This window comes from Streptomyces odonnellii (genome assembly GCF_000981895.1).
In the GTDB taxonomy this organism is placed as follows: domain Bacteria; phylum Actinomycetota; class Actinomycetes; order Streptomycetales; family Streptomycetaceae; genus Streptomyces; species Streptomyces odonnellii.
In genome coordinates, this window is record NZ_LATD01000054.1 from 1 (window position 1) to 19,784 (window position 19,784).

A 19,784-nucleotide genomic window follows, 5' to 3' on the forward strand; every position below is an offset into this window, starting at 1 on the left:
GGCACCGCGCCGCTCCAGGGCAGAGGGCGTCGGCGCGAGAGGTGTGGTCCTCTCTCACTGATCAGCCAACCGGAAGAGTGCCCTCACTGTGCAGAGCACCTCTGGGGCTTTTCGCTGATAGTCATCATATGATTACTCGGCCTCGTAGGTGGATCACTTCGGCCTTTTGGTCTCTCCTCTCCCACCCGGCCCACCCGTAACCGGAGTTGGCGTATCTCGTACGGTTGTCCGTATCGAGCGGTGGGCAGTCAGGGACTGCCGGCACGCGACGAAACCGACGACGGAAACCAACAGTAACGATGCCAGGGGGAGACACGGTGGGGGACAACGGCGCGGTGGACCTGGAGCTGGACCGGGCGCACTCGGCGCGTATGTACGACTATTACCTGGGCGGTACGACCAACTTCCCCGCCGACCGCGAGGCCGCGGCCCGTGCTATGACGGCCTTCCCCTCGATCCTGGCGACGGCCCGGATCAACCGCCGCTTCATGCACCGTTCCGTACGGTTCCTCGCCAGGAACGGGATGCGCCAGTTCCTCGACATCGGTACGGGCATCCCCACCTCGCCGAATCTCCACGAGGTCGCGCAGGGCGAGGACCCGACCTCCCATGTCGTGTATACGGACAACGATCCGATCGTGCTGGCCCATGCCCGTGCCCTGCTGCACAGCCATCCGGCCGGGCGCACGGCGTATGTGCACGGTGATGTCCGGGCGCCGGAAGCCCTGTTGGCGACCGAGGAGCTGCGTGCGACGCTGGACTTCACCCAGCCGATCGCGCTGAGTCTGAACGCGCTGCTCCACTTCGTGACCGACGAGTACGACGCCCATGAGATCGTCGAGTTCCTCAAGGAGGAGCTGCCGTCCGGGAGTACGCTCGCGATCGCCCATGTCACGGCCGAGTGGGACCCCGAGGGCATCGCCCGGCTCACCACCGCGTACCGCGCGTCCGGCACACCCGGACAGGCGCGCACCCGCGAGGAGATCACCCGTTTCTTCAGCGGCTGGGAGCTGCTCGAACCCGGGATCGTCCCCTCGCACGAGTGGCGCCCCGACCCCGAGGACCACGCGGAGACCGTCACCCTCAAGGAAGCGGCCCTCTACGTCGGCGTGGCACGCAAGCCGTGAGACCAACGGCACGCAAGCCCTGACGCGGCGGGCGCGGCACCCGTACGGGCCGGACGTGCGGGCGGGATGAGCGGCCGGTGCTCGGGGCGGAGCACCGGCCGCTCGGTCCGCCGCCCGGCTATGCGGCGGTCGGTGAGCCGGCCGCGGGGCCGACCAGTTCGTCGAGGACGTCCTCCATGGTGACAAAGCCGATAACGGTCTTCTTGTCACCGGTGACGGCCGCGAGATGGGTCCCGGCGGCGCGCATGGCGGTCATGGTGTCGTCCAGCGGGGTGTCGATCTCAACCCTGATCACCGTGTGCAGCGCGGCACGTGGAAAGGGCCGGGTACGGTCGGCGGCACCGAGCGCGTCCTTGATGTGCAGATAGCCGAGGATCGTGTTGTCGGGCCCGGTGACGGGCAGCCGGGAGAAGCCCGACGCCGCGGCAGCGCGCTCCAGTTCGCGCGGAGTGATCCGGTGGTCGACGGTGACCGTCCTGCTCAGCGGCACCATCACCTCGCCCGCCGGACGCGTGCCCAGCTCCAGGGCGTCCCGCAGCCGCTCCCCGTCCGCCGGGTCCAGCAGCCCCGCCGCACTGGAGTCCTTGACCAGCCGGACGAGTTCGTCGTCGGTGAAGACCGAGCCGATCTCGTCCTTGGGCTCGACCTTCAGCAGCCGCAGGATGGCGTTGGCGAACGCGTTGATCCCGAAGATCACCGGCCGCAGCGCCCGGGTCAGCGCCACCAGCACAGGACCCAGCGCCAGCGCGGTCGGCGCGGGCGCGGCCAGCGCGATGTTCTTCGGCACCATCTCGCCGATCAGCATGTGCAGATACGTCGCCAGGGTCAGCGCGATCACGAACGCGATCGGATGGATCAACGCCTCCGGCACCCCGGCCGCCTCGAACGGCGGCTCCAGAAGATGCGCGATCGCCGGCTCAGCGACCGCGCCCAGCACCAGCGAGGAGATGGTGATGCCGAGCTGCGCGGTGGCCATGGCCGCCGACAGATGCTCCAGACCCCACAGGGTGCTCCTGGCACGGCGGCTGCCCCTGGCCGCCAGGGGCTCGATCTGGCTGCGCCGTACGGAGATGAGCGCGAACTCGGCGCCGACGAAGAACGCGTTGGTGAACAGGGTGAGCACGCCGATCGCGAGCTGGAGGACGGTCATCGGGCGTCTCCCGTCAGCTCGGCGGCCGGGGCGGGCGCGGTGATCAGCACCCGGTCGGCGCGCCGGTGCTCGACGCGCAGTACGGCGAACCGCCAGCCGCCGACCTCCACCGTGTCCGAGACCACCGGCAGCCGTTCCAGCCGGGTGGCCAGCAGGCCCGCGAGTGTCTCGTAGGGGCCCTCGGGCGCGCTGAGACCTATCTCTTCGAGCTGGTCGAGCCGTACACCGCCGTCCGCCTCCCAGATCCGGCGTCCGTCCGGGGACGGCTTGCCGGGCACCAGGTCGGGGGTCTCGTCCGGGTCGTGCTCGTCCCGTACCTCGCCGACGACCTCCTCGACGATGTCCTCCACCGTCGCGACCCCGGCGGTGCCGCCGTACTCGTCGATGACCACGGCCATCGTCCTCGCCTTCCGCAGCCGTCGCAGCAGCCGGTCGACGGGGAGCGAGTCGGGTACGAGCAGCGGATCGGTCGCCAGCTCGGTGACCGGCGTGCGGTCGCGCCGGTCCTCGTCCAGCGCGAGTACGTCCCGGATATGGACCGTACCGATGACCTCGTCCAGGCTGTCGCGGTAGACGGGGAAGCGGGACAGCCCGGTGGCGAGGGTCAGCCGGGCCGCGTCACTCGCGGTGGCATGGGCCTCCAGGGCCCGGACATCGACCCGGGGCGTCATCACGTTCTCCGCGGTCAGCTCCGCGAGATGCAGCGTCCTGACGAACAGCTCGGCGGAGTCCGGCGCTATGGCGCCCTCCCGCGCGGAGTGCCGCGCCAGCGCGACCAGTTCCTCGGGGGTACGGGCGGAGGCCAGCTCTTCCGCGGGCTCCAGCCCGAATCGCCGTACAAGCCGGTTCGCGGTGTTGTTGAGATGCCGGATCAGCGGGGCGAAGGCCGCGGTGAAGCAGCGCTGCGGTCCCGCGACCACCTTGGCGACCGCCAGCGGACTGGAGATCGCCCAGTTCTTGGGCACCAGTTCGCCGACCACCATCAGCACCACCGTGGACAGGGCGACCCCGAGCAGGGTGGCGACGGTGGAGACTCCGCCCGACGGCAGGCCCAGGGCCTCCAGCGGACCGCTCAGCAGCACGGCCAGCGACGGTTCCGCGAGCATGCCGATGACCAGGGAGGTCACCGTGATGCCGAGCTGGGCCCCGGAGAGCTGGAACGTCAGCCGCCTGGCCGCCGCCAGCGCGCCCGCGGCGCCCCGCTCACCCGCCGCCGCGGCACGCTCCAGCTCACCCCGCTCCACGGTGGTCAGGGAGAACTCGGCCGCGACGAACACCGCGCAGGCGAAGGTCAGCGCGAGGGCGAGAAGCAGTAGAAGCACTTCGGTCACCGTGCCACCTCCGCCCCGGGTCTCGGTGGGACGTCGACGGCACGGCTCGTACTGGGAGGCTCACCCATTGCGGGACCGCGGCTCCTTCTGTGATCAGGTGGTCGGGATATCGAAATGTCGAGATACTGCGAGGTCAAGCGGTCAGGACATGGCAGGTCGCCACGAGGCGGTGCGAACACCGCTCCCGCTATCGTAAAGGAATCGCAAAGCTGCGCAACGTGATGTCCAGCACCCGCCACTCGCCACCCGGCGGCCCGGCCCGTATCCGTACGGATCCCCGGATCATCGGGGGGCCTTGAATTCCGTGCCCACGGTCAGCGTGACCAGCCCGGGGACGGCTCCCGCGTCCTCGCGCGTGACACTGCCCGGCAGCCGCGAGGCCAGTACCTCGGCCTCCGTCGCCAGCCCCGGCGGATGGACGACCGTGGTCCCGCGGGTGCGCTCCGGCGCGTTGCCGGTCCCGGTGACCGTGAATCCCGCCGTGCCGAGAGCGTCCGCGACCTCCGCGGCCCGCCCCCGGGTGCCGGTGCCGTTGAGGACCTGGACCCGCACGGTATGGGCGTAGACCGGATTCCGGGAGCCGGCCGTCAGCCGCTCCCGGTTCACCTCCCTGTCCTTCGCGAGGTCGGTGAACAGCTCGGCGGCCTGCGGATACTGCCAGACGACATTGGCCCGGTCCGTCGGCACATCCGCCTCGCGCACATAGTTCGGCACGGTCAGAAAGGTCAGCCGGTCGCGGGGCACGTCCTTGATCTCCGAGGCGAGGGCGGAGAGCGGCGCGAGCCCCGCCAGCTCCTTGTCCGTGGTCAGCGACCGGGTGGCGGAGTCCAGGAATCCGTACAGCGCGCCCGGGCTGGTGAGCTTCGACCGGGCCTTGTCGGCCAGCGCCTCCATGAACTCCTGCTGCCGTCCGATACGCCCGAGGTCGGAGCTGTCCCCGATGCTGTAGCGCGTCCGTACGTATCCCAGGGCCTTCTCGTCCCTGACGGTCTGGCAGCCGGCGGCCAGGTTCAGATGGGCCTTGGTGTCATGGATCGGCGCCTCCGGGCAGACCTCTATCCCGTCCAGCGCGTTGACCATGCCCTTGAAGCCCTGGAAGTCGACCGACATGAAGTGGTCGATGCGCAGCCCGGTGTTCTGTTCCACGGTCTTGACGGTGCAGGCGGCCGCGCCCGCGATCTCCCCGCTCGTACCGCCTATGGCGAAGGCTTCGTTGATCTTGAAGTGGTGCGGTGCGGACCGGCTGCCGTCGCCCCGGTCGCAGGCCGGGATGGCCACCCAGGAGTCCCGGGGGAGTGAGACCACGGCGGCCCATTTCCGGCTGGCGGCCACATGCAGCACCATCAGCGTGTCCGACTGCATGGTGGTGAGGTTCCGGCCGTACGCGGCGTTCGCGCCCGCCCGTGAGTCGGAGCCCACGACCAGGATGTTCTTTGAGCCCGGACTCGATGTGACCGGGCGCCCGCTGCCGACCTTGCTGTCGAAGTCGGCGGAGTGGATGTTGCCGTCGAGATTCCGGTAGATCCAGGTCGCTCCGCCCGCCGCCGCGATCAGCCCGAGGGCCAGGGTCCCGCAGGACCAGACGGCTATCCGGCCCCTCCTGGTGAGCCTGGTACGGCCCGGGCGGCTCCCGGCGTCCCGGCCGTCGCCGGCCGAGGGGCCGTGCCGTCCACTGGATTCCGTTCCCACACCGTTCCTCCGTCCCCCGTTCCGGCCCGCCGTCGCCACTGCCCATGCGCCGTCCGCCGGTCATCGCCGTGCGCGATGCGTAGACTCTACTTTCTCTACAAGCGTGTAGAGGTGGCTGGGGCCGGTTTCTACAGTGCTGTAGATTTGCGCTACGGACCGGCCCGTAGCGACCGGCCACCGCAAGCGACCAACACTCCCAGGAGACTTCCCGTGGCCCTGTGGGACCGCATCAAGGATTCCGCCTCGTCGATGCAGGCACAGCTCAACGCCAAGAAGAACGACCTCAAGAGCGGCGCCTTCCGCGACGCGAGCATGGCCATGTGCGCCCTGGTCGCCGCCGCCGACGGCTCGATCGACGCGTCCGAGCGGCAGCGCGTCGCCTCGCTGATCATGACCAACGAGGTGCTCCAGAACTTCCCCGCCGACGACCTCAGGGCGCGGTTCGAGGACTACTGCCAGAAGCTGACGCTCGACTTCGAATTCGGCAAGGTCGGTGTCCTCCAGACCATCGCCAAGGTCGCCAAGAAGCCCACCGAGGCGCGCGCGGTCATCCAGATCGGCATCGTCATCGGCGGCGCCGACGGCGACTTCGACGAGACCGAGCGGGCCGTCGTCCGGGAGGCGTGCTTCGCCGTCGGTATCGCGCCGGAGGAGTTCGACCTCTGAGCGTGAGGCGCTTCGGCGTACGGCCTTGATCCGGGGCGTACGTTCATGAGCCGGGGGCGTGCCGGCCCCACACGGCACGCCCCCGGCGCACCTCAGAGGTGTCGCCGTCAGATCTCCTCGGAGGCGTTGGCATCAGATCTCCTCGGCCTCGATATCCCGCTGGAGCCGCAGATGCGTGCGGTGCTCGTGGTACAGCCGCCCCACCAGCGCACTCCCGTACACCACGAAACCGACCCCGACGAGCCAGGACTGGAGCACCAGCACCGTCCCGAAGGGGCCGTAGGTGACGGCGTTCGCGGCGATCAGCGGCGAGAACACCAGCCGTGAGAACACCCGCAGACCGAGCAGCCCCAGGGCGGTCGCGATCGCGCCGGGAACCAGCGCGCGCCACAGGACGCGGCCGGCCAGCAGGAAGCGCTGGGACCACCAGAAGAAGAGGAACGTGCCGACCAGATCGCCCGCGGTCGACAGCACCACCTCGAACCTGGACTCCGAGGTCACCCCCGTATTGACGAAGAGCAGCAGGAAGAAGACCAGCACCGCGAGCCAGACGACATGGCGCCACATCGTGTGCCAGCGGGCCGTCGGCAGCTCCCAGACCTTCTCGTAACCGATCTGCACCGCCGAGCCGAAGGTGAGACCGAACGCGGCGAGCGCCGCGAGACCGAACGCCGTCGTGCGCTGAAGCGCCGTCCCCGGTCTGCCGAACAGCTCCTGGATCTCCCGCTGCGCCGTCGGCGACACCCCCAGTCCCTGCCCCAGCCAGCGGGCGAACCCCTCGCCGCTCGCCGGGTCGGCCGCCGCGACCAGGACCAGCAGGGGCACCAGCGTCAGAAAGCCGAGCGCGGCGAAGCTCATGGCCCGGTGCATCAGCTCCATCCCCCGGCCCCGGTTCCAGGCGAGCGCGGCGGGCGAGGTCAGCAACCTGCCGTACGCGCGCTGGAACCGGTGGCGGAGCGCGGCCGCACCGAGACGCTTTCTGGTCATGTGTCGTCTACTACCCCGGAGGGCGGGACGGCCCGGGCACGGCCCCCGGATGGGTGCCCGGCCCGGACCTCTCGGCGTGCGGCTCACGAGACCCGGTCAGACGGGCTCCTCCAGCGCCCAGACCCGCTCGGCGCGCAGCGGGCCGCCGCGGGCCAGCACACTGCCGTGGTCGACGGCGAGCGGCGCGAGCTGCGAGGCGTAGCACTGCACCGCCGCACGCTTGGCCGCCCACTGCTCGTCGGACAGTTTCAGCTCGTGCGCCACCCGGAGCCCGAACCGGCTGTCGAGATCCCGGTAGGCCGGTCCGTAGTCCTCGTCCTTGGCGAGCCCCGCCTCCGTCTCCGGGGTGCCCCACTCCGGAAGGTGTCCGGTGTACGGCAGATCCGCGTAGACCAGGGGCAGCGGCCTGCCCAGCACCCCGATCACATGCAGGGCCCGGTCGCGGACCTTCGCGTGATCGGGCTGATTGGTGCCCAGCGGAATCAGCAGCCGGGTCCGTGGACCGAGCCCCGAGAGATACGTGTCGATCTCGTCGAGCACACCCCCGTCCCCGTACGGCCCGTCCGGATGCCCGAGTGCCACCGGCGCGGCGCCGAGCAGCGCGCAGGCCCGCGCGTCCTCCGCCAGCCGCGCGAGATGCGCCTCTCCGGCCGAGGAGAAACCACACGTGCTGTCCCACCAGGAGACCTCATGGCCGGCGGAGGGCGCCCCGCCGTAGACGGTGACGACGGTGACCGGGGAGTCCAGCGCCGGGATCAGCCCCGCGAGCGAGAGCACGGCGTCGTCGAAGTGCGGCGAGAGGATCACCGTGGCGGGCGGATCCGCGGCGAGCGTGGGTGTAGGCGGTGTGGTCATCGGAGAAGCGCTCCTGTCGGTCATGGTGCGGTGCTGGTCCTGAGCTGCCGGGCAGCGGCGAACCGCACCTCGCGGAACGCCGCGTCCCACTCGGCGTCGTCGCCCTGCCAGCGCCCGGGGGCGGCGGCCACGGTGCCCCATGTGATCCCGGGGCCGAGGGCGTCGGCGGCGGTGGCCGTGTCGCCGGGCGGGGTACGGCGCAGCCACAGCAGATCGAAACGGTGGCCCGGGTGCGCCGTCGCGATGACCAGCCGCAGCCGGCGCAGATCGGCCGCGGCGAGTTCGTCGAAGGCGTCGTGATGGACGTACAGCACCCGCGCGGACGATCCCGCGAGCGCCCGCCAGCGGTCCGCGAGCGCCGTGAACTTGGCGCGGACGGAGCCAAGTTGGCTCTCGATGTCCGGCCGGCTGAGAGTGCTGCCGGAGGATGGGCGGAAGTCGTGGAAGAAGCGGATGTCGGAGCCGCGGTCCAGCGCGCAGAGGCCGTCGCTGAAGGGCTCGACCATCCCGGGCCGCAGGACGTTCGCGAAGTCGTCCGCGATGGTCTCCACGACCGACTCGAAGTCCAGATCGAGCCAGTCGAAGAAGTGAGCGCGGTCGTCGCCGGTGATCCTGCGGATCTGATGGGTGGACTCGCAGTGGTAGCCGAGCCCGACGCAGCGGTCGTAGATCTCTGGCATGAGGCTCTCCCGGGGGCGGTCAGCCGGCCGTACGCCGCAGCAGCAGCCCCACGCTGCCGCGCTTGCTGAGATAGGCGCGGCCCGCGCAGACCGTTTCGACGCGCGGGGGTACGAGGACGATCTCCTCCTCCGCCCGCCAGACCGCCGACCGCTCCAGCCAGGGCCGTACGCGCGAGGCGAGCGCCTCGGGTTCGAGGGCGATAAAGACCTGGTCCGTGCCGAGTCCGTCGAGAAGTGCCAGGTCCTGGCCGTAGTAGAGCATCTCGATCAGCAGATAGGCGGTGGCGCGGGCGGGGCCGTCCTCCTTGGCCAGTCCGGCGAGATCGGCGTCGTTCACGGTGACGGTGCCGGAGCCGGCGAGCGCCGCGGCGAGCCGGGTCCTGAAGGCCGGGTTGGGCTCGGTGGCCCGTACGGAGAAGCCCGCCGCGGCGAGCCGGCGGGTCAGCGCGCCCTCGCAGGCCCCCACCTCCACCAGGGTTGCTCCGGCGGTGCCGCAGCGGTCCCGTACCCAGGCCGCGGTGGTGTCCAGCCGCTGCTCCTCGTACGGCGAGCTGCCGAACTCCCAGGGGTCCGCGACCGACGCGGCCTCGTCGTCCAGGCTGGCGAGCAGCGCGTAGAGCCGCTCGCGCTGGGCGGGATCGGCGTCGAAGAAGCGCTCGGTGGCCGGGATGCGCGGTGTCTGGACGAGATACTCGGGGTCGGGCTCGGTCAGCAGTTCCGCGCAGCGGCGGTTGACGAAATCCAGCTTCGCCGCGACATGACGTCGTGCGAGCGGGCGGTCGAGATCGCTGAGGAACTGGAGGTACGGCGAGAAGCCCACGGCGTGCCGCAGTCCGGCCGGCCCGTACCGGATCTGCTCACAGGCGACGGCGGTGTCCCGGCCGAGCCGGCCACGGCTGCGCCGGTTGTCGGCCGGGGAGTGGGTCCAGATCCTTACGGTCTCCTCGCCCTGACTCTCCTGGCGGCCCCGCCCGGCCCCGGCTCGCAGCAGAAGCTCCGCGAGGACCTCGGGTCCCGGCGGGACGACGCCGTCCGTGACGGGCCTGACATGGGGCGCGAGGAGGGCGAGACGCCCGGCAAGATCCGTTCCCGCGGCGAGAGTCAGCGTCTCGGCGCGGTCGCCGAGGATCACCCGGATCTCCCCGCCCCGGTCATCGGTGAGTACGGACAGGAAGTCGAGAACGGCGTCCTCGGCCCGGAGCACGACAACGATATCAATCACGATACTTCTGCCCTCGGTTACGGAGCCGACGAGGGAGCGGGACGGGGTGAGGCCGGTCGGGGAAGGCTCGTCAGGGTGTCGGCTGGCAGGGACCCTAGCGGGCACCCAGGGATGTGGTCCAGACCAATCGAATGAGTGATCGCCGAATTCCGGCCATGTGCCGCGCCGGATCCGGATGCCGGCCCAGGGCCGGAAACCGTTCGCATCCGCCCGTGCGGCCGACCTGTCCGGCGGCGGCACGGGCGGAACGGAGGGAAGCGCAGGACGGCCGAAAACCGTCTCGGGCTCAGCGTCTCGCCGGGCCGACGCCGATGTGCACCCGGAACAGGTGGTACGGCTTGCGCCTGAGGTCGTGGCCGCTGTTGTAGGCCGCCTGGCGGTTGAGCTGGTTGGCGATCACGTACAGGTTCTGGTCGTACCCGATGGACAGGGTGTCCGGCCAGATCAGCCGGTCGTCCTGGACGACCGTCCGGAACACACCGTCCAGGTCCCGGCGGACAATGGCCTTGCGTTCGATGTCGCCGCCGTAGACACGCCCCGCCCGGTCCATCTCCAGACCGTCGGACATGCCCTTGATTCCCAGGTCGCGCACCATGGGCTCGCTCCGCCGCCGTCCCTCGCGGCATTCGATGAGGTCGCTCGTGCGGACCGCGTACAGCTTCCGGCTGGACAGCGGGCAGAAGTACAGCCATGTGCCGTCCGGGCTGAGCGCGATCCCGTCCGCCCCGATGCCGACGGGAGTCCCGGGCGCGGCACCGGGCTTGTTGAGGAACGGTCTGCCGTCGATCACCGGTACGAAGTCGGGCTCCGGCAGGGTGAAGGGCGTGTCGTCTAGGCACCGCCACGCCGCGCCGTCGGCCAGCCGCACGATGATCAGGCCGGTGGGACGGTCGGGGGTGGCATCGGTCAGATACGCGTAGCCCCGGCTGAGGTCGAACCGCACGTCGTTGACGAAGCTGTGCGGTCCCGCGACGTCCCTGGGCAGGACGATGGTGCGCACCACCTTGTTCGTCGCGAGGTCGATGGCGACGAGCTTCGGCCCGCCGTACGGGGCGTCGGCCCACACGATACGGCCGGTGTCCACGACCCAGAGGCGCTCCGAGGCATCGACGACCACGCTCTGCACACCGAGGAAGTGGCGTGCGGGATCCGCTGCGTCGGCCTCGTTGATCTGCCGGTTCGGGTACGCGACGGCCTTTCCGTCGATGATCTCCGCCACCGAGAAGGGCACTTCGTCGCCCCAGTGCGGGAAGTTCACGAAGATCCGGCCGGAGCGCGAGATGGTGACCCCCGTGGGCATCGCGCCGTAGAAGGCGGCGACCGGCCGAAGCGCCGGACCACGCCGCGCCGCGGCGGGTCCGCGCGGCCCCGCCACGGCCCGCGGCGAGCTGATCGCCAGCGACAGGCCCATGGCGGCGGGCAGGGCGACGATCGCGCGCCGGCTGGGTATGGCGGGTGAACCGCCCGTCTGTGCGTCGGAGTTGCGCATGATGGGGGACTCCTTCAGGAGAAGGACGGATCGAGGAGCGCCGGGCGGGCCGGTCACCTGACCGAGTGCGCCCGAGGCGGTCGCTCGCCGAGGGAATCCCGCGCGGAGGCGGACGACGCGGAGACGGAGGAATCGGGCCCGGGTTCTCGCGTCGGCTTCCGCGTGGCTGTTGTGCTCAGAGTACGGAGTTCCGCCCGTCCCGCCACTTGTTCCAAGGCGCGGTGCGAGCGCTTCCGTACGCCGCCCGTGCGGGTGAACGGGGCCCTGGGGCGAGTCCGGAAAGTCGTAAATCATCGGTCTCGCCAATGAACGCCCGCATCTGACCGGAGGATTGCCGTGCCTCTCGCCCCGATCGACCACCGGACGACCGGTTACCAGCTGTCGCACGCCTACTGGCTGGCCAAGGCCTCGGAGCTGGCCTACCGGGACAAGGACATCGCCCGAGCGGCCCTGGCCGAATGGGGGTTCGACCGGTTCCGGCATTTCGAGTCACCGCACGAGATGCCGTTCCCCCTGGACGACACCCAGGCGTACACCGCCGCCAGCGACCACATGATCATCACCGCGTTCCGCGGGACCACGCCCCAGGAGATCCGTGACTGGCTGACCGACGGCAACGCCCCGCCCGTCCCCGGCCCCGGGAACAAGGGGTTCGTCCACCACGGCTTCCACCGGGCGCTCGCCTCGGTCTACCCGGAGGTGCGCGACACCATCGAGAAGTTCCGTACGAACGGCCAGACCGTCTGGGTCACCGGCCACAGCCTGGGCGGCGCGCTCGCCATGCTCGCCGGTACCCGGCTGTATTTCGAGGAGCCACGGATCCTGGCCGACGGCATCTACACCTACGGGCAGCCGCGTACCTGTGACCGGCTGCTGGCGGCGGCGTACAACGCGGCGCTGAAGAGCCGTACGTACCGTTTCGTCAACAACAACGACATCGTGCCGCAGGTCCCGCCGGCGCCGCTGTTCACGCATGTGGACGGCGTCAAGTACTTCGACGCGGACGGGAAGATCCATGACCGGCTGCCGTTCGTCGATGTCCTCAGGGACCGGGTGACGGGCCGGACGGCCGATCTGTTCGCGCCCGCCTCCGACGGCATCCGCGACCACTTCATGCCCGCGTATCTGGCGAACCTTGAGAAGAACCTGGTCTGAGACCCGGCTCCGAGTCCCTTGTCCGGGTCCCAGTAACGGGTCCCGGATCCCGGGCCCACGCCTGAGGGCCGGGACCGGAGCCCTTCCGGCCGGGCGGTCCCTGCCGGAGGGGCCCGCCCGGCTCCTGGCCGGCCCTGTCGCTCTGCCCTGCCCTGCCCGCTCAGCGGCGCGCGAGCCGGCGCTCGCCCGCCGTGCCGGTCGTGTAGGGCAGTCCGTAGTGCGAGAAGACCTGGGGCTCGTCCTCCGCGAGCAGTTCCCCGTCGGTGTCGATGGAGGGGGCGTCCTTGGCCAGGTTCCTGTCCCAGGTGACCTTCAGATAGCCGGGACCGACCGTGGCGTCGCCCAGCGGGACGAAGACCAGACGCCGCCTGGTGGGCAGCCCGACGGTCACGGTGGCGAACGACGGGGCGTCCGTCGCGGTGTCGACATAGACAGATTCGAGTGAGCCGATCTTCTTCTTGTCCGCGTCGACCACATCGTGGCCCCGCCACTCCCGGATGTCCTCAGCTTCGAACATGGACGATTCACCTCTTTTCGGATCCCTCATGGATCCTTCTCGGTATCGCCTCTTTCTTGGTCATTATCCTGCAAAGACGGCGCACTGCCCCGGGGGCGGGAACGCGGGGCCGTCGGTGCGGTACGGCGTGGTACGGGGAAAGGGCTGGCGGCCCAGCGGGCCGTACGGGCATCCTGGCCGCATGCCGATCAGGGAAGCCACCACCGAGGACTGGCCCGCCATCTGGCCGTTCTTCCATGAGATCGTCGCCGCGGGCGAGACCTTCTCGTATCCGCTCGACCTCGGCGAGAGCCAGGGCCGGGAGTGGTGGATGCAGCCGGCTCCGAACCGTACCGTCGTGGCCGTCGACGAGGCCGGTACGGTCCTCGGCACCGCGAAGATGGGCAACAACCAGTCCGGGAACGCCGGGCATGTCGCCACCGCCAGTTACATGGTCGATCCGGCGCGGTCGGGGCACGGCGTGGGCCGGGCGCTGGTCGAGCACACCCTCGACTGGGCGCGGGCGGCGGGCTTCCGCGCCATCCAGTTCAACGCCGTCGTCGAGACCAATACGTACGCGGTGAAGCTGTACGAGTCGCTCGGCTTCACGGTCCTGGGCACGGTGCCGGAGGGCTTCCGGCACCCCGCACAGGGCTATGTCGGGCTCCACATCATGCACCGTCCGCTCTGAGCTGCGGCTCGCCGAGGGGCCCGGTCCGGGCGGCCAGCGCTCCTGGAGTACGGAGAGCACATTGCCCGCCGGGTCGGTGAACCAGGCGATGTACGGCCCGCCGGACCGGTGCACGCCCTTTTCGTCCGCGTCCATGCCGGGGTACCGCTCGAAGGTCACGCCCCGGCGGCCCAGTTCCTCGACCGCCGCGTCGATGTCGTCGACCGGGAAGTTGAGGACGGTGAAGGTCGCGGGCGTGTGGTCGGCCTTCGGGTAGATCAGTACGGTCGTACCGCCGGCGAGACGCAGACGCAGCAGGCCGGACTCCTTGGAGACGTCCAGCCCCAGGGTCTCGTGGTAGAAGCGCTTGGCCTTCTCGATGTCGTCGACGGCGAATCCGCTGAATGCCTTGGTGGTGCCGAACATGTCAGTCGTCCTTTCGGGGCGTGTTCCTTCCGGGGGAGCTTCCGAGGGGTGGACGGCTGAGGCGGCCCGGACTCATCGGTCCCCGCACAAGCGACACAAGCGTCGCACCGAGGCTCAGCCAGAAGGCCGCGTACAGCCATCCCCCGAGGACATCGGTCGCCCAGTGCACCCCAAGGTAGATCCGGGTCAGTCCGACGGCGACCGCCCAGCAGGCGATGAGTGCGCAGAGCGTGTACGTGAGGACCCGGCGGTCGGCGGGTCCTCCGCGCCGGCGTGTGAGGGCCCAGATCAGCAGGCCCGCCATGAGCGCCGAGGTGGTGGCGTGGCCGGACGGGAACGCGTAGTTGGAGGCATGCGTCGCCCAGTCGCCCGCCGGAGGACGCGACCGGTGGACAGCGGCGAGCGGGACGTAACGGAGGAACTGCCCGGCGATGAGGAACAGCAGTGCGCCGGCCGCGGCCGGCAGGCCGTATCGCAGTGATCCGGCCCATCCCTGTCGCGCTGATTCCCCCGCTCCTTCCGGCGTCTGTCCCCGCCGCTGCCGTATCCCGGGGCCGGCGAGCAGGCCCGCCACGACCGCGCACAGATAGGGCGGGACCCCGGTACCGGTCGCCGTGATGCCCCGGGCCACCGCTGTGGCCTCCGCCGGGCGGTGGCCCAGCGACCAGTCGAGCGCGTCGCGGTCCAGTGGGAACGGGGCCCCGTTCCGGCCGGTCACCAGCACCGCCAGCAGGGCGAAGGCCGCCGCGAACAGCGCGCTCAGCGCCGCCGTACGAACAGGAAGAACCCCCGCCGCCGTACCGGCCTTCAACGGGTCTCCCCTTCGGACGCGCGGCGCGAGCGCAGCACCTCCAGTGCCAGCGGAATGAGCGAGACCACGACCACGACGGCGACGATCGGCAGCAGATAGCGCTCCACATCCGGTACGGACGAGCCCAGCGCGTATCCGGCGAGCACCAGACCGACCGTCCAGACCGCGCCGCCGAGGACCTGCCAGAGGGTGAAGAGCCGCGCGGGTACGTTCAGCGCGCCGGCCAGCGGATTGAGCACGGTCCTTACGACCGGTACGAAGCGGGCCAGCACGATCGCCTTGGCATGGCCGTACCGGTCGAGCAGCTCCTCGGCGCGCGCCGCGCCCTCGTGCAGTTTCCGGGCCCGGCTGCGCGCCAGCAGCGCCCGGCCGCCCCGGCGGCCGATCCAGTAGCCGGTCTGCGCCCCCAGCAGGGCTCCGGCGGCCGAGGCGACGAGCACCTGGGGCAGCGAGAGATGCGCGGGCCCGGTCGCGCCGGGCACGCTCAGCAGCCCCGCGGTGAAGAGCAGCGAGTCGCCGGGGAGGAAGAACCCGATCAGCAGGCCGGTCTCGGCGAAGAGGACGACGGCGATACCGAGGGCGCCGAACGCGGAGAGCAGGGATCCCGCGTCGAGGAGGTTCACGGCTTGCGGCATCGCGGCGAGCGCGGATACGGCCATAAGGGGGCTGCTCCCATAATGGTGGGCAGGGGTGTCCTGCGTGACGATCTGATTGTCTACAGTGCTGTAGACGGTCTGCTTCACTGTAGACGAAAGAAACGGGAGGAGCGTCCCCATGGGCGACGAGAGCGCGGAACGGCGGCCGGCCGGAGAGCTGGAGGCCGGTGTGCTGGCGGCGCTGTGGGCCGCCGACGGACCGCTCACCCCGGGCCAGGTGCAGGGAGCGCTCGGGACGCGGCTCGCCCGCACCACCATCGCCACGATCCTGTCGCGGCTGTACGAGAAGGGCACCGTCACCCGGGCCAGATCGGGCCGCGGTTACGCGTACACACCGACCGAGGACGCCCCGGGGCTGACCGCCCGCCGTATGCACTCGGAGCTGGCCAAGGACGAGGACCGCAGCGCGGTGCTCGCCCGTTTCGTCTCCCAGCTCAACGACGAGGACGAACGGCTGCTGCGCTCACTGCTGGACGGCGGCGAGCCCCGGACGGACGACCGGACCGGCGGCGTGGGCAGCCTGGACGGTCCGGACGGCGGGCGCGCCGGATGATCTACCTCGTCTGGGTCCCGCTGCTGACGCCGTTCCTCGCGGTGCCCGCCGCCCGCCGGGTCGCCGCGGCCCTGGCGCCGCGCCACGCCGCCTGGCTGCTCACCGCCGTCGCCCTCGTGCTCGCCGCCAGCAGTTCGGCCGCGCTGGCCCTGCTGGTCGTCCCGGGCGCCTCGTACCTGCCCGTCGTGGCCGTTCTCGGTGAACTCCTGGAGCCGCTGAAGGCGGGGCCGCCCGCGGTGGCCGTCGCGCTCGCGCCGGTCGCCGGGTCCCTGCTGGTCTGGCGTACCGGCGTACTCGCCGTCGCCGCGCACCGCGGCCGCGCCGAGCTGCGCCGGGCCAGGGCCGCCGCGGGCGGTACGGCGGGCGAGCTGGCGGTCCTGCGGGACTCCAGGCCCGACGCGTACGCCCTGCCCGGGCGGCCGGGCAGGATCGTGGTGACCACGGGAATGCTCCGCGCCCTCGAACCGGCCGAGCGCGAGGCGCTGTTCGCCCATGAGCGCGCCCATCTCCGGGGCCGCCACCATCTCTTTCTCACGGCCGTGGAGCTGGCCGCGCACTGCCACCCCGCGCTGCGCGCCCTGTGCGAGCCGCTCCGTTACGCGCTGGAGCGCACCGCGGACGAGGCCGCCGCGGCGGCCGTCGGTGACCGGCGCCTCGCGGCGCGCGCCATCGGCAGGGCCGCCCTGGCGGGCAGGGAGGACCGGGACCGCGCGAGGCCGCGCGCAGTCCTGGCGGCGACCGCGGGGCCGGTGCCCCGGCGGGTCGCCGCGCTGCTCGGCGGGAGCGGTGGAGCGAGTGGCCCGGGGCTGCCGTCCCGTACCGGCCGGCTGATCGCGGGCGCGCTGCTGTGCTGTGTGGTGCTGTCCGGTGCCACGGCGGTGGGCGCGGCGAACGACCTCCACGACCATATAGAAATCGCGCAGGGAGAAAGCGCGGCGGACTGATCGTCCGCCGTCGCGGGCCGGCCCCGGATCACCGGGACCGCTGTTTCGAACCCCCTTTCGGGTTCGTCCGGGAATTCATCCGTACAACCGGCCCAACTTCATGGTTTCGGCGAGGGATTCCTCGCTCGTCACCCGCTGCCGGCCGGTGCGGCCCGGGTGTCTTCGGTACTCGTGCGCCGGAGCCGGCGCGGTAGCGGCGAACGAGCGCTCCTGAAGGGGCGTTTCCGGCAGCGAGGCGGGCGCGAGCATAACCGGAAGAGCCCGGTCCATTCGTAACGCGTCCACCGATTCCGCGAGCAGTTCGTATTCCGTCGTGTCGTCGCGGGTGGCGACACGCAGAAGCCGTCCTGCGGCCAAGTGCTCGGCGACCAGATCCTGGTGGGCCACATCGTCCCGCCAGGCGCGCAGGGTCGCCGGGACGTCGGGCACGGTGTCCGCCACCGGAGCCAGTGCCTCCGCCGGAAAATGCTTGCTTTCTGGGCTGGGATCGAGTCGTTCGGCGATCCATGTCGCGCGATCCCGCAACCACCACAGTGCAAGTGCCAGAGTGGGGGCGCGATATGTGCCGAGGGGTACGCCGATACGCTGTCCACCGCAGACTCCATATGCGGTGACATGGCAAAGGAATTCGTCATGCACGGCCGCTCTCCTTGCGCCGTTCTGTGAGGCCGGTGGTCTGGGCCGCAATTCTTGGCAGTGACATCGCGCGGTGCGGCGGGCGATTCCGCGGGGCGATTTCCCGGGACGGGGAGATCTGCCTTTGGAGGGCCCGAAGTTCCAACTATGAAGGCCTTGTTGACGACCTGTCACGAGCCCGATCCGGCCAGAGTGGCGTGCATATGCCGACCAGTGGCCGAAAACCGTATGTGATCGGGCGGAGACGCACCGTGCGGGACCGGAACCGGGGCGTCCGTGACAATTGGGCTCGGAATCTTCACATCCGCCCGGGGGTGGCACGTCGGCCGGGCGGGGGCCACGTGATGACACCCGGGTTAACGGATGGTTGACAGAGTCGTTAGGGTGCCTTGAATGTTCGCTCCGCTGATTCCCCCCGCAGCCCTGCCAAGAGGTATCCCGGCCGCCCCACGTTCCACCGGGGAGGCTCTATGACGCAGATCACCGATCAATCGGCACGGTCCGTGTCCGGCGCCGCCACGGCCGGTACGGCGAAGGACTCGGCGGGAAACGCCGCGGAGCCGTCCGCGGGAGCCGCGCCGGCCGAGGCGGCCAGCACCCCCAGGAGCCGGGACGCCTTCTTCGACAACGCCAAGTATCTGGCGATCGTCCTGGTCGCCGTCGCGCACGCGTGGGAGCCGCTCCGGAGCGACAGCCGCGCGGTCTCGGCGCTCTACATCGTCGTCTACGCCTTCCACATGCCCGCGTTCATCATCATCTCCGGCTACTTCTCACGGAGTTTCGACTTCCGGCCCGACCGGGTGCGCAGACTGATCACGGGCATCGCCGTCCCGTACATCGTGTTCGAGGTCGCCTACAGCCTCTTCCACCGCTGGACGGACAACGATCCGGACATGCCGGTCAGCCTGCTCGACCCGTGGTACCTGACCTGGTTCCTGCTGGCGCTCTTCGTCTGGCGGATGACGGCGCCCCTCTGGCGGGTGGTGCGGTGGCCCGTCCCGATCGCCCTGCTGATCGCCGCGCTGGCCACCACCTCACCGCAGATCGGCGACGATCTGGATCTCCAGCGGCTCCTTCAGTTCCTGCCGTTCTTCGTGCTGGGCCTGCGGCTGAGGCCCGAGCACTTCCAGCTCGTACGCCGACGCGCGGTGCGGATCGCCGCCGTACCGGTCTTCGCCGGCACCGTGGTCTTCGCGTACTGGGCCGTCACCCGGATGAACATGGCGTGGTTCTTCCACCGCGCCAGTGCGGAGGAACTGGGCGTGCCCTGGTGGGCGGGGGTGCTGATGACCTTCGCGCTCTTCGGCTGCGCCCTCGTCCTGACCGCTTGTTTCTTCGCCCTGGTCCCCGGGCGGCGGCTGTGGTTCACGGCGCTGGGGGCCGGCACGCTCTGCGGCTATCTGCTGCACGGGTTCCTCGCCCAGAGCGCGGGCACCTGGGGCTGGTACGACCACGGCTGGCTGTACGGGCCCGCCGGCGCGGTGTTCGTGTCGCTGGTCGCGGCCGTGGCGGTCACCCTGCTCTGTACGAAGCCGGTCCAGCGGATCCTCCGCTTCGCCCTGGAGCCGGAGATGGCCTGGGCGTTCAAGAAGGAGCCACCGAGGCAGAAGCCATCGAGGCAGGAGCCCCCGAATCGGGAGTCGCTGAAGCAGGAACCCGAGAAGCGGGTGCCCGCGAAGAGCTGACGCCGTCAGTCCTTCGGCTCGGCGAGACGGCGGGACAGACGGGGCGGTGGCCTCCGGAAGCCACCGCCCCGCCCCTGCCCGCCGTACCGCTCAGAGATCGAACTCGTGCGGGGGCAGGTCCAGCGCGTAGCAGGCCTCGCGGACCACGGCCTGCTCCTGCTTGTCGAAGTTCCCGTCCGCGCCGCCGATCACAATGCCGATCTGAATGACCGCGCGCGCTTCCGCCGGCTTCTTCTTGGCCTTGGCGACCTCCTGGAGCACTCCGACCTTGCCGAACGCGAAGTCGGCCGTCAGCTTGTCCAGGGCCGCGTCGAAACGGCGCTGGAGATCCTCCGCCGGGAAGTTCCGCAGCACCTCATTGGTGGCGATCAGAGTGGCGACCCGCTGCCGCTCCGCGGGGTCCACCGAGCCGTCCGCCGCCGCGACCAGAGCGCACATCGCCATGCTCGCGTCGCGGAAGGCACCGCTCTTCAGATCGTTCTTCTTCGCCAAGAGCTGCGACTGCATCGTCGTGGCGGATTCCTTGAACCGGTCCCACAGGGCCATTCCGTCATCT

General features: G+C 70.6%; 19 protein-coding genes and 2 pseudogenes. 7 read left to right on the forward strand and 14 right to left on the reverse strand.

All coding sequences use genetic code 11. From position 1 onward, the window contains the following. The first annotated feature begins 299 nt into the window (after positions 1–299). Entirely contained in the window at positions 300–1,127 is an 828-nt protein-coding gene (locus WH07_RS07050) for an SAM-dependent methyltransferase (protein WP_046496649.1), read from the forward strand. A 118-nt stretch (positions 1,128–1,245) separates the two neighbouring features. On the opposite strand, the gene WH07_RS07055 is transcribed toward WH07_RS07050, so the two are convergent. The 3 genes from WH07_RS07055 to WH07_RS07065 all read right to left on the reverse strand — a co-directional run bounded on the left by WH07_RS07055 (position 1,246) and on the right by WH07_RS07065 (position 5,297). Then, a complete protein-coding gene (locus WH07_RS07055) occupies positions 1,246–2,277 on the reverse strand; it encodes a hemolysin family protein (RefSeq protein ID WP_046496651.1) in 1,032 nt (343 codons plus the stop codon). Then, on the reverse strand, positions 2,274–3,608 hold the full coding sequence (locus tag WH07_RS07060; protein ID WP_046496653.1) for a hemolysin family protein: 1,335 nt from the start codon (positions 3,606–3,608) through the stop codon (positions 2,274–2,276). Before WH07_RS07060 ends, WH07_RS07055 begins: the two co-directional genes overlap by 4 nt. Before the next feature lie 282 nt (positions 3,609–3,890). Continuing rightward, complete coding sequence (locus WH07_RS07065; RefSeq protein ID WP_198533740.1) at positions 3,891–5,297, reverse strand: LCP family protein; 1,407 nt, start codon at positions 5,295–5,297, stop codon at positions 3,891–3,893. Between the two features lie 210 nt (positions 5,298–5,507). On the opposite strand from WH07_RS07065, the gene WH07_RS07070 reads away from it, so the two are divergent. Further along, positions 5,508–5,963, forward strand: coding sequence for a tellurite resistance TerB family protein (locus WH07_RS07070; protein WP_046496655.1), 456 nt, complete (start codon positions 5,508–5,510; stop codon positions 5,961–5,963). Positions 5,964–6,095: 132 nt separating this feature from the next. Here the strand turns inward: WH07_RS07070 and WH07_RS07075 are convergent, their stop codons facing one another. The 5 genes from WH07_RS07075 to WH07_RS07095 form a co-directional block, all read right to left on the reverse strand. Then, positions 6,096–6,950 carry a YhjD/YihY/BrkB family envelope integrity protein gene (locus tag WH07_RS07075; RefSeq protein ID WP_046496657.1) on the reverse strand — a complete coding sequence of 285 codons (855 nt, stop codon included), beginning with the start codon at positions 6,948–6,950 and terminating at the stop codon, positions 6,096–6,098. A 96-nt stretch (positions 6,951–7,046) separates the two neighbouring features. Beyond that, positions 7,047–7,805, reverse strand: a complete 759-nt coding sequence (locus tag WH07_RS07080) for a PIG-L deacetylase family protein (RefSeq protein ID WP_046496660.1) — start codon at positions 7,803–7,805, stop codon at positions 7,047–7,049. A 20-nt stretch (positions 7,806–7,825) separates the two neighbouring features. Beyond that, positions 7,826–8,476, reverse strand: coding sequence for a DUF1796 family putative cysteine peptidase (locus tag WH07_RS07085; protein WP_198533743.1), 651 nt, complete (start codon positions 8,474–8,476; stop codon positions 7,826–7,828). A gap of 28 nt (positions 8,477–8,504) precedes the next feature. After that, a complete protein-coding gene (locus WH07_RS07090) occupies positions 8,505–9,707 on the reverse strand; it encodes a methyltransferase domain-containing protein (RefSeq protein ID WP_046496664.1) in 1,203 nt (400 codons plus the stop codon). Positions 9,708–9,993: 286 nt separating this feature from the next. Then, a complete protein-coding gene (locus WH07_RS07095) occupies positions 9,994–11,196 on the reverse strand; it encodes an L-dopachrome tautomerase-related protein (protein WP_052744278.1) in 1,203 nt (400 codons plus the stop codon). A gap of 336 nt (positions 11,197–11,532) precedes the next feature. On the opposite strand from WH07_RS07095, the gene WH07_RS07100 reads away from it, so the two are divergent. Beyond that, positions 11,533–12,351, forward strand: coding sequence for a lipase family protein (locus tag WH07_RS07100; RefSeq protein ID WP_046496666.1), 819 nt, complete (start codon positions 11,533–11,535; stop codon positions 12,349–12,351). A gap of 160 nt (positions 12,352–12,511) precedes the next feature. Here WH07_RS07100 and WH07_RS07105 read toward each other — a convergent pair whose 3' ends face one another. Next, positions 12,512–12,868, reverse strand: a complete 357-nt coding sequence (locus tag WH07_RS07105; RefSeq protein WP_046496668.1) for a PRC-barrel domain-containing protein — start codon at positions 12,866–12,868, stop codon at positions 12,512–12,514. Between the two features lie 181 nt (positions 12,869–13,049). On the opposite strand from WH07_RS07105, the gene WH07_RS07110 reads away from it, so the two are divergent. After that, on the forward strand, positions 13,050–13,538 hold the full coding sequence (locus WH07_RS07110; RefSeq protein WP_046496737.1) for a GNAT family N-acetyltransferase: 489 nt from the start codon (positions 13,050–13,052) through the stop codon (positions 13,536–13,538). Between the two features lie 66 nt (positions 13,539–13,604). On the opposite strand, the pseudogene WH07_RS37210 reads toward WH07_RS07110, so the two are convergent. From WH07_RS37210 to WH07_RS07125, 3 genes and pseudogenes are all read right to left on the reverse strand, one after another. Continuing rightward, positions 13,605–13,943 (reverse strand): annotated as a pseudogene (locus WH07_RS37210) (VOC family protein); the annotation flags it as partial. 1 nt (position 13,944) lies between these two features. Beyond that, the gene (locus WH07_RS07120; protein ID WP_046496672.1) at positions 13,945–14,754 is read right to left on the reverse strand and encodes a phosphatase PAP2 family protein; all 810 of its coding nucleotides are present in this window, start codon (positions 14,752–14,754) and stop codon (positions 13,945–13,947) included. Beyond that, positions 14,751–15,413 (reverse strand): DedA family protein, encoded by a 663-nt coding sequence (locus WH07_RS07125; protein WP_046496674.1) that lies wholly within the window; start codon positions 15,411–15,413, stop codon positions 14,751–14,753. Before WH07_RS07125 ends, WH07_RS07120 begins: the two co-directional genes overlap by 4 nt. Before the next feature lie 115 nt (positions 15,414–15,528). On the opposite strand from WH07_RS07125, the gene WH07_RS07130 reads away from it, so the two are divergent. Beyond that, positions 15,529–15,963 (forward strand): BlaI/MecI/CopY family transcriptional regulator, encoded by a 435-nt coding sequence (locus WH07_RS07130; protein WP_079023013.1) that lies wholly within the window; start codon positions 15,529–15,531, stop codon positions 15,961–15,963. After that, positions 15,960–16,907, forward strand: a complete 948-nt coding sequence (locus tag WH07_RS07135; RefSeq protein WP_046496676.1) for a M56 family metallopeptidase — start codon at positions 15,960–15,962, stop codon at positions 16,905–16,907. The genes WH07_RS07130 and WH07_RS07135 overlap by 4 nt, the downstream gene beginning before the upstream one ends. A gap of 231 nt (positions 16,908–17,138) precedes the next feature. Here WH07_RS07135 and WH07_RS07140 read toward each other — a convergent pair. Continuing rightward, positions 17,139–17,546, reverse strand: a pseudogene (locus WH07_RS07140) (hypothetical protein); the annotation flags it as partial. Positions 17,547–18,013: 467 nt separating this feature from the next. On the opposite strand from WH07_RS07140, the gene WH07_RS07145 reads away from it, so the two are divergent. Beyond that, the gene (locus WH07_RS07145; RefSeq protein WP_079023014.1) at positions 18,014–19,228 is read left to right on the forward strand and encodes an acyltransferase family protein; all 1,215 of its coding nucleotides are present in this window, start codon (positions 18,014–18,016) and stop codon (positions 19,226–19,228) included. Between the two features lie 90 nt (positions 19,229–19,318). Here WH07_RS07145 and WH07_RS07150 read toward each other — a convergent pair whose 3' ends face one another. After that, on the reverse strand, positions 19,319–19,774 hold the full coding sequence (locus tag WH07_RS07150; RefSeq protein ID WP_046496678.1) for a tellurite resistance TerB family protein: 456 nt from the start codon (positions 19,772–19,774) through the stop codon (positions 19,319–19,321). Between the last annotated feature and the right edge of the window lie 10 nt (positions 19,775–19,784).

Coding starts and splice junctions, on each gene's coding strand:
- WH07_RS07050 (WP_046496649.1), top strand. CDS start 300: ATGCCAGGGGGAGACACGGTGGGGGACAACGGCGCGGTGGACCTGGAG.
- WH07_RS07055 (WP_046496651.1), bottom strand. CDS start 2,277: ATGACCGTCCTCCAGCTCGCGATCGGCGTGCTCACCCTGTTCACCAAC.
- WH07_RS07075 (WP_046496657.1), bottom strand. CDS start 6,950: ATGACCAGAAAGCGTCTCGGTGCGGCCGCGCTCCGCCACCGGTTCCAG.
- WH07_RS07080 (WP_046496660.1), bottom strand. CDS start 7,805: ATGACCACACCGCCTACACCCACGCTCGCCGCGGATCCGCCCGCCACG.
- WH07_RS07095 (WP_052744278.1), bottom strand. CDS start 11,196: ATGCGCAACTCCGACGCACAGACGGGCGGTTCACCCGCCATACCCAGC.
- WH07_RS07105 (WP_046496668.1), bottom strand. CDS start 12,868: ATGTTCGAAGCTGAGGACATCCGGGAGTGGCGGGGCCACGATGTGGTC.
- WH07_RS07110 (WP_046496737.1), top strand. CDS start 13,050: ATGCCGATCAGGGAAGCCACCACCGAGGACTGGCCCGCCATCTGGCCG.
- WH07_RS07125 (WP_046496674.1), bottom strand. CDS start 15,413: ATGGCCGTATCCGCGCTCGCCGCGATGCCGCAAGCCGTGAACCTCCTC.
- WH07_RS07130 (WP_079023013.1), top strand. CDS start 15,529: ATGGGCGACGAGAGCGCGGAACGGCGGCCGGCCGGAGAGCTGGAGGCC.
- WH07_RS07135 (WP_046496676.1), top strand. CDS start 15,960: ATGATCTACCTCGTCTGGGTCCCGCTGCTGACGCCGTTCCTCGCGGTG.
- WH07_RS07145 (WP_079023014.1), top strand. CDS start 18,014: ATGACGCAGATCACCGATCAATCGGCACGGTCCGTGTCCGGCGCCGCC.
- WH07_RS07150 (WP_046496678.1), bottom strand. CDS start 19,774: ATGGCCCTGTGGGACCGGTTCAAGGAATCCGCCACGACGATGCAGTCG.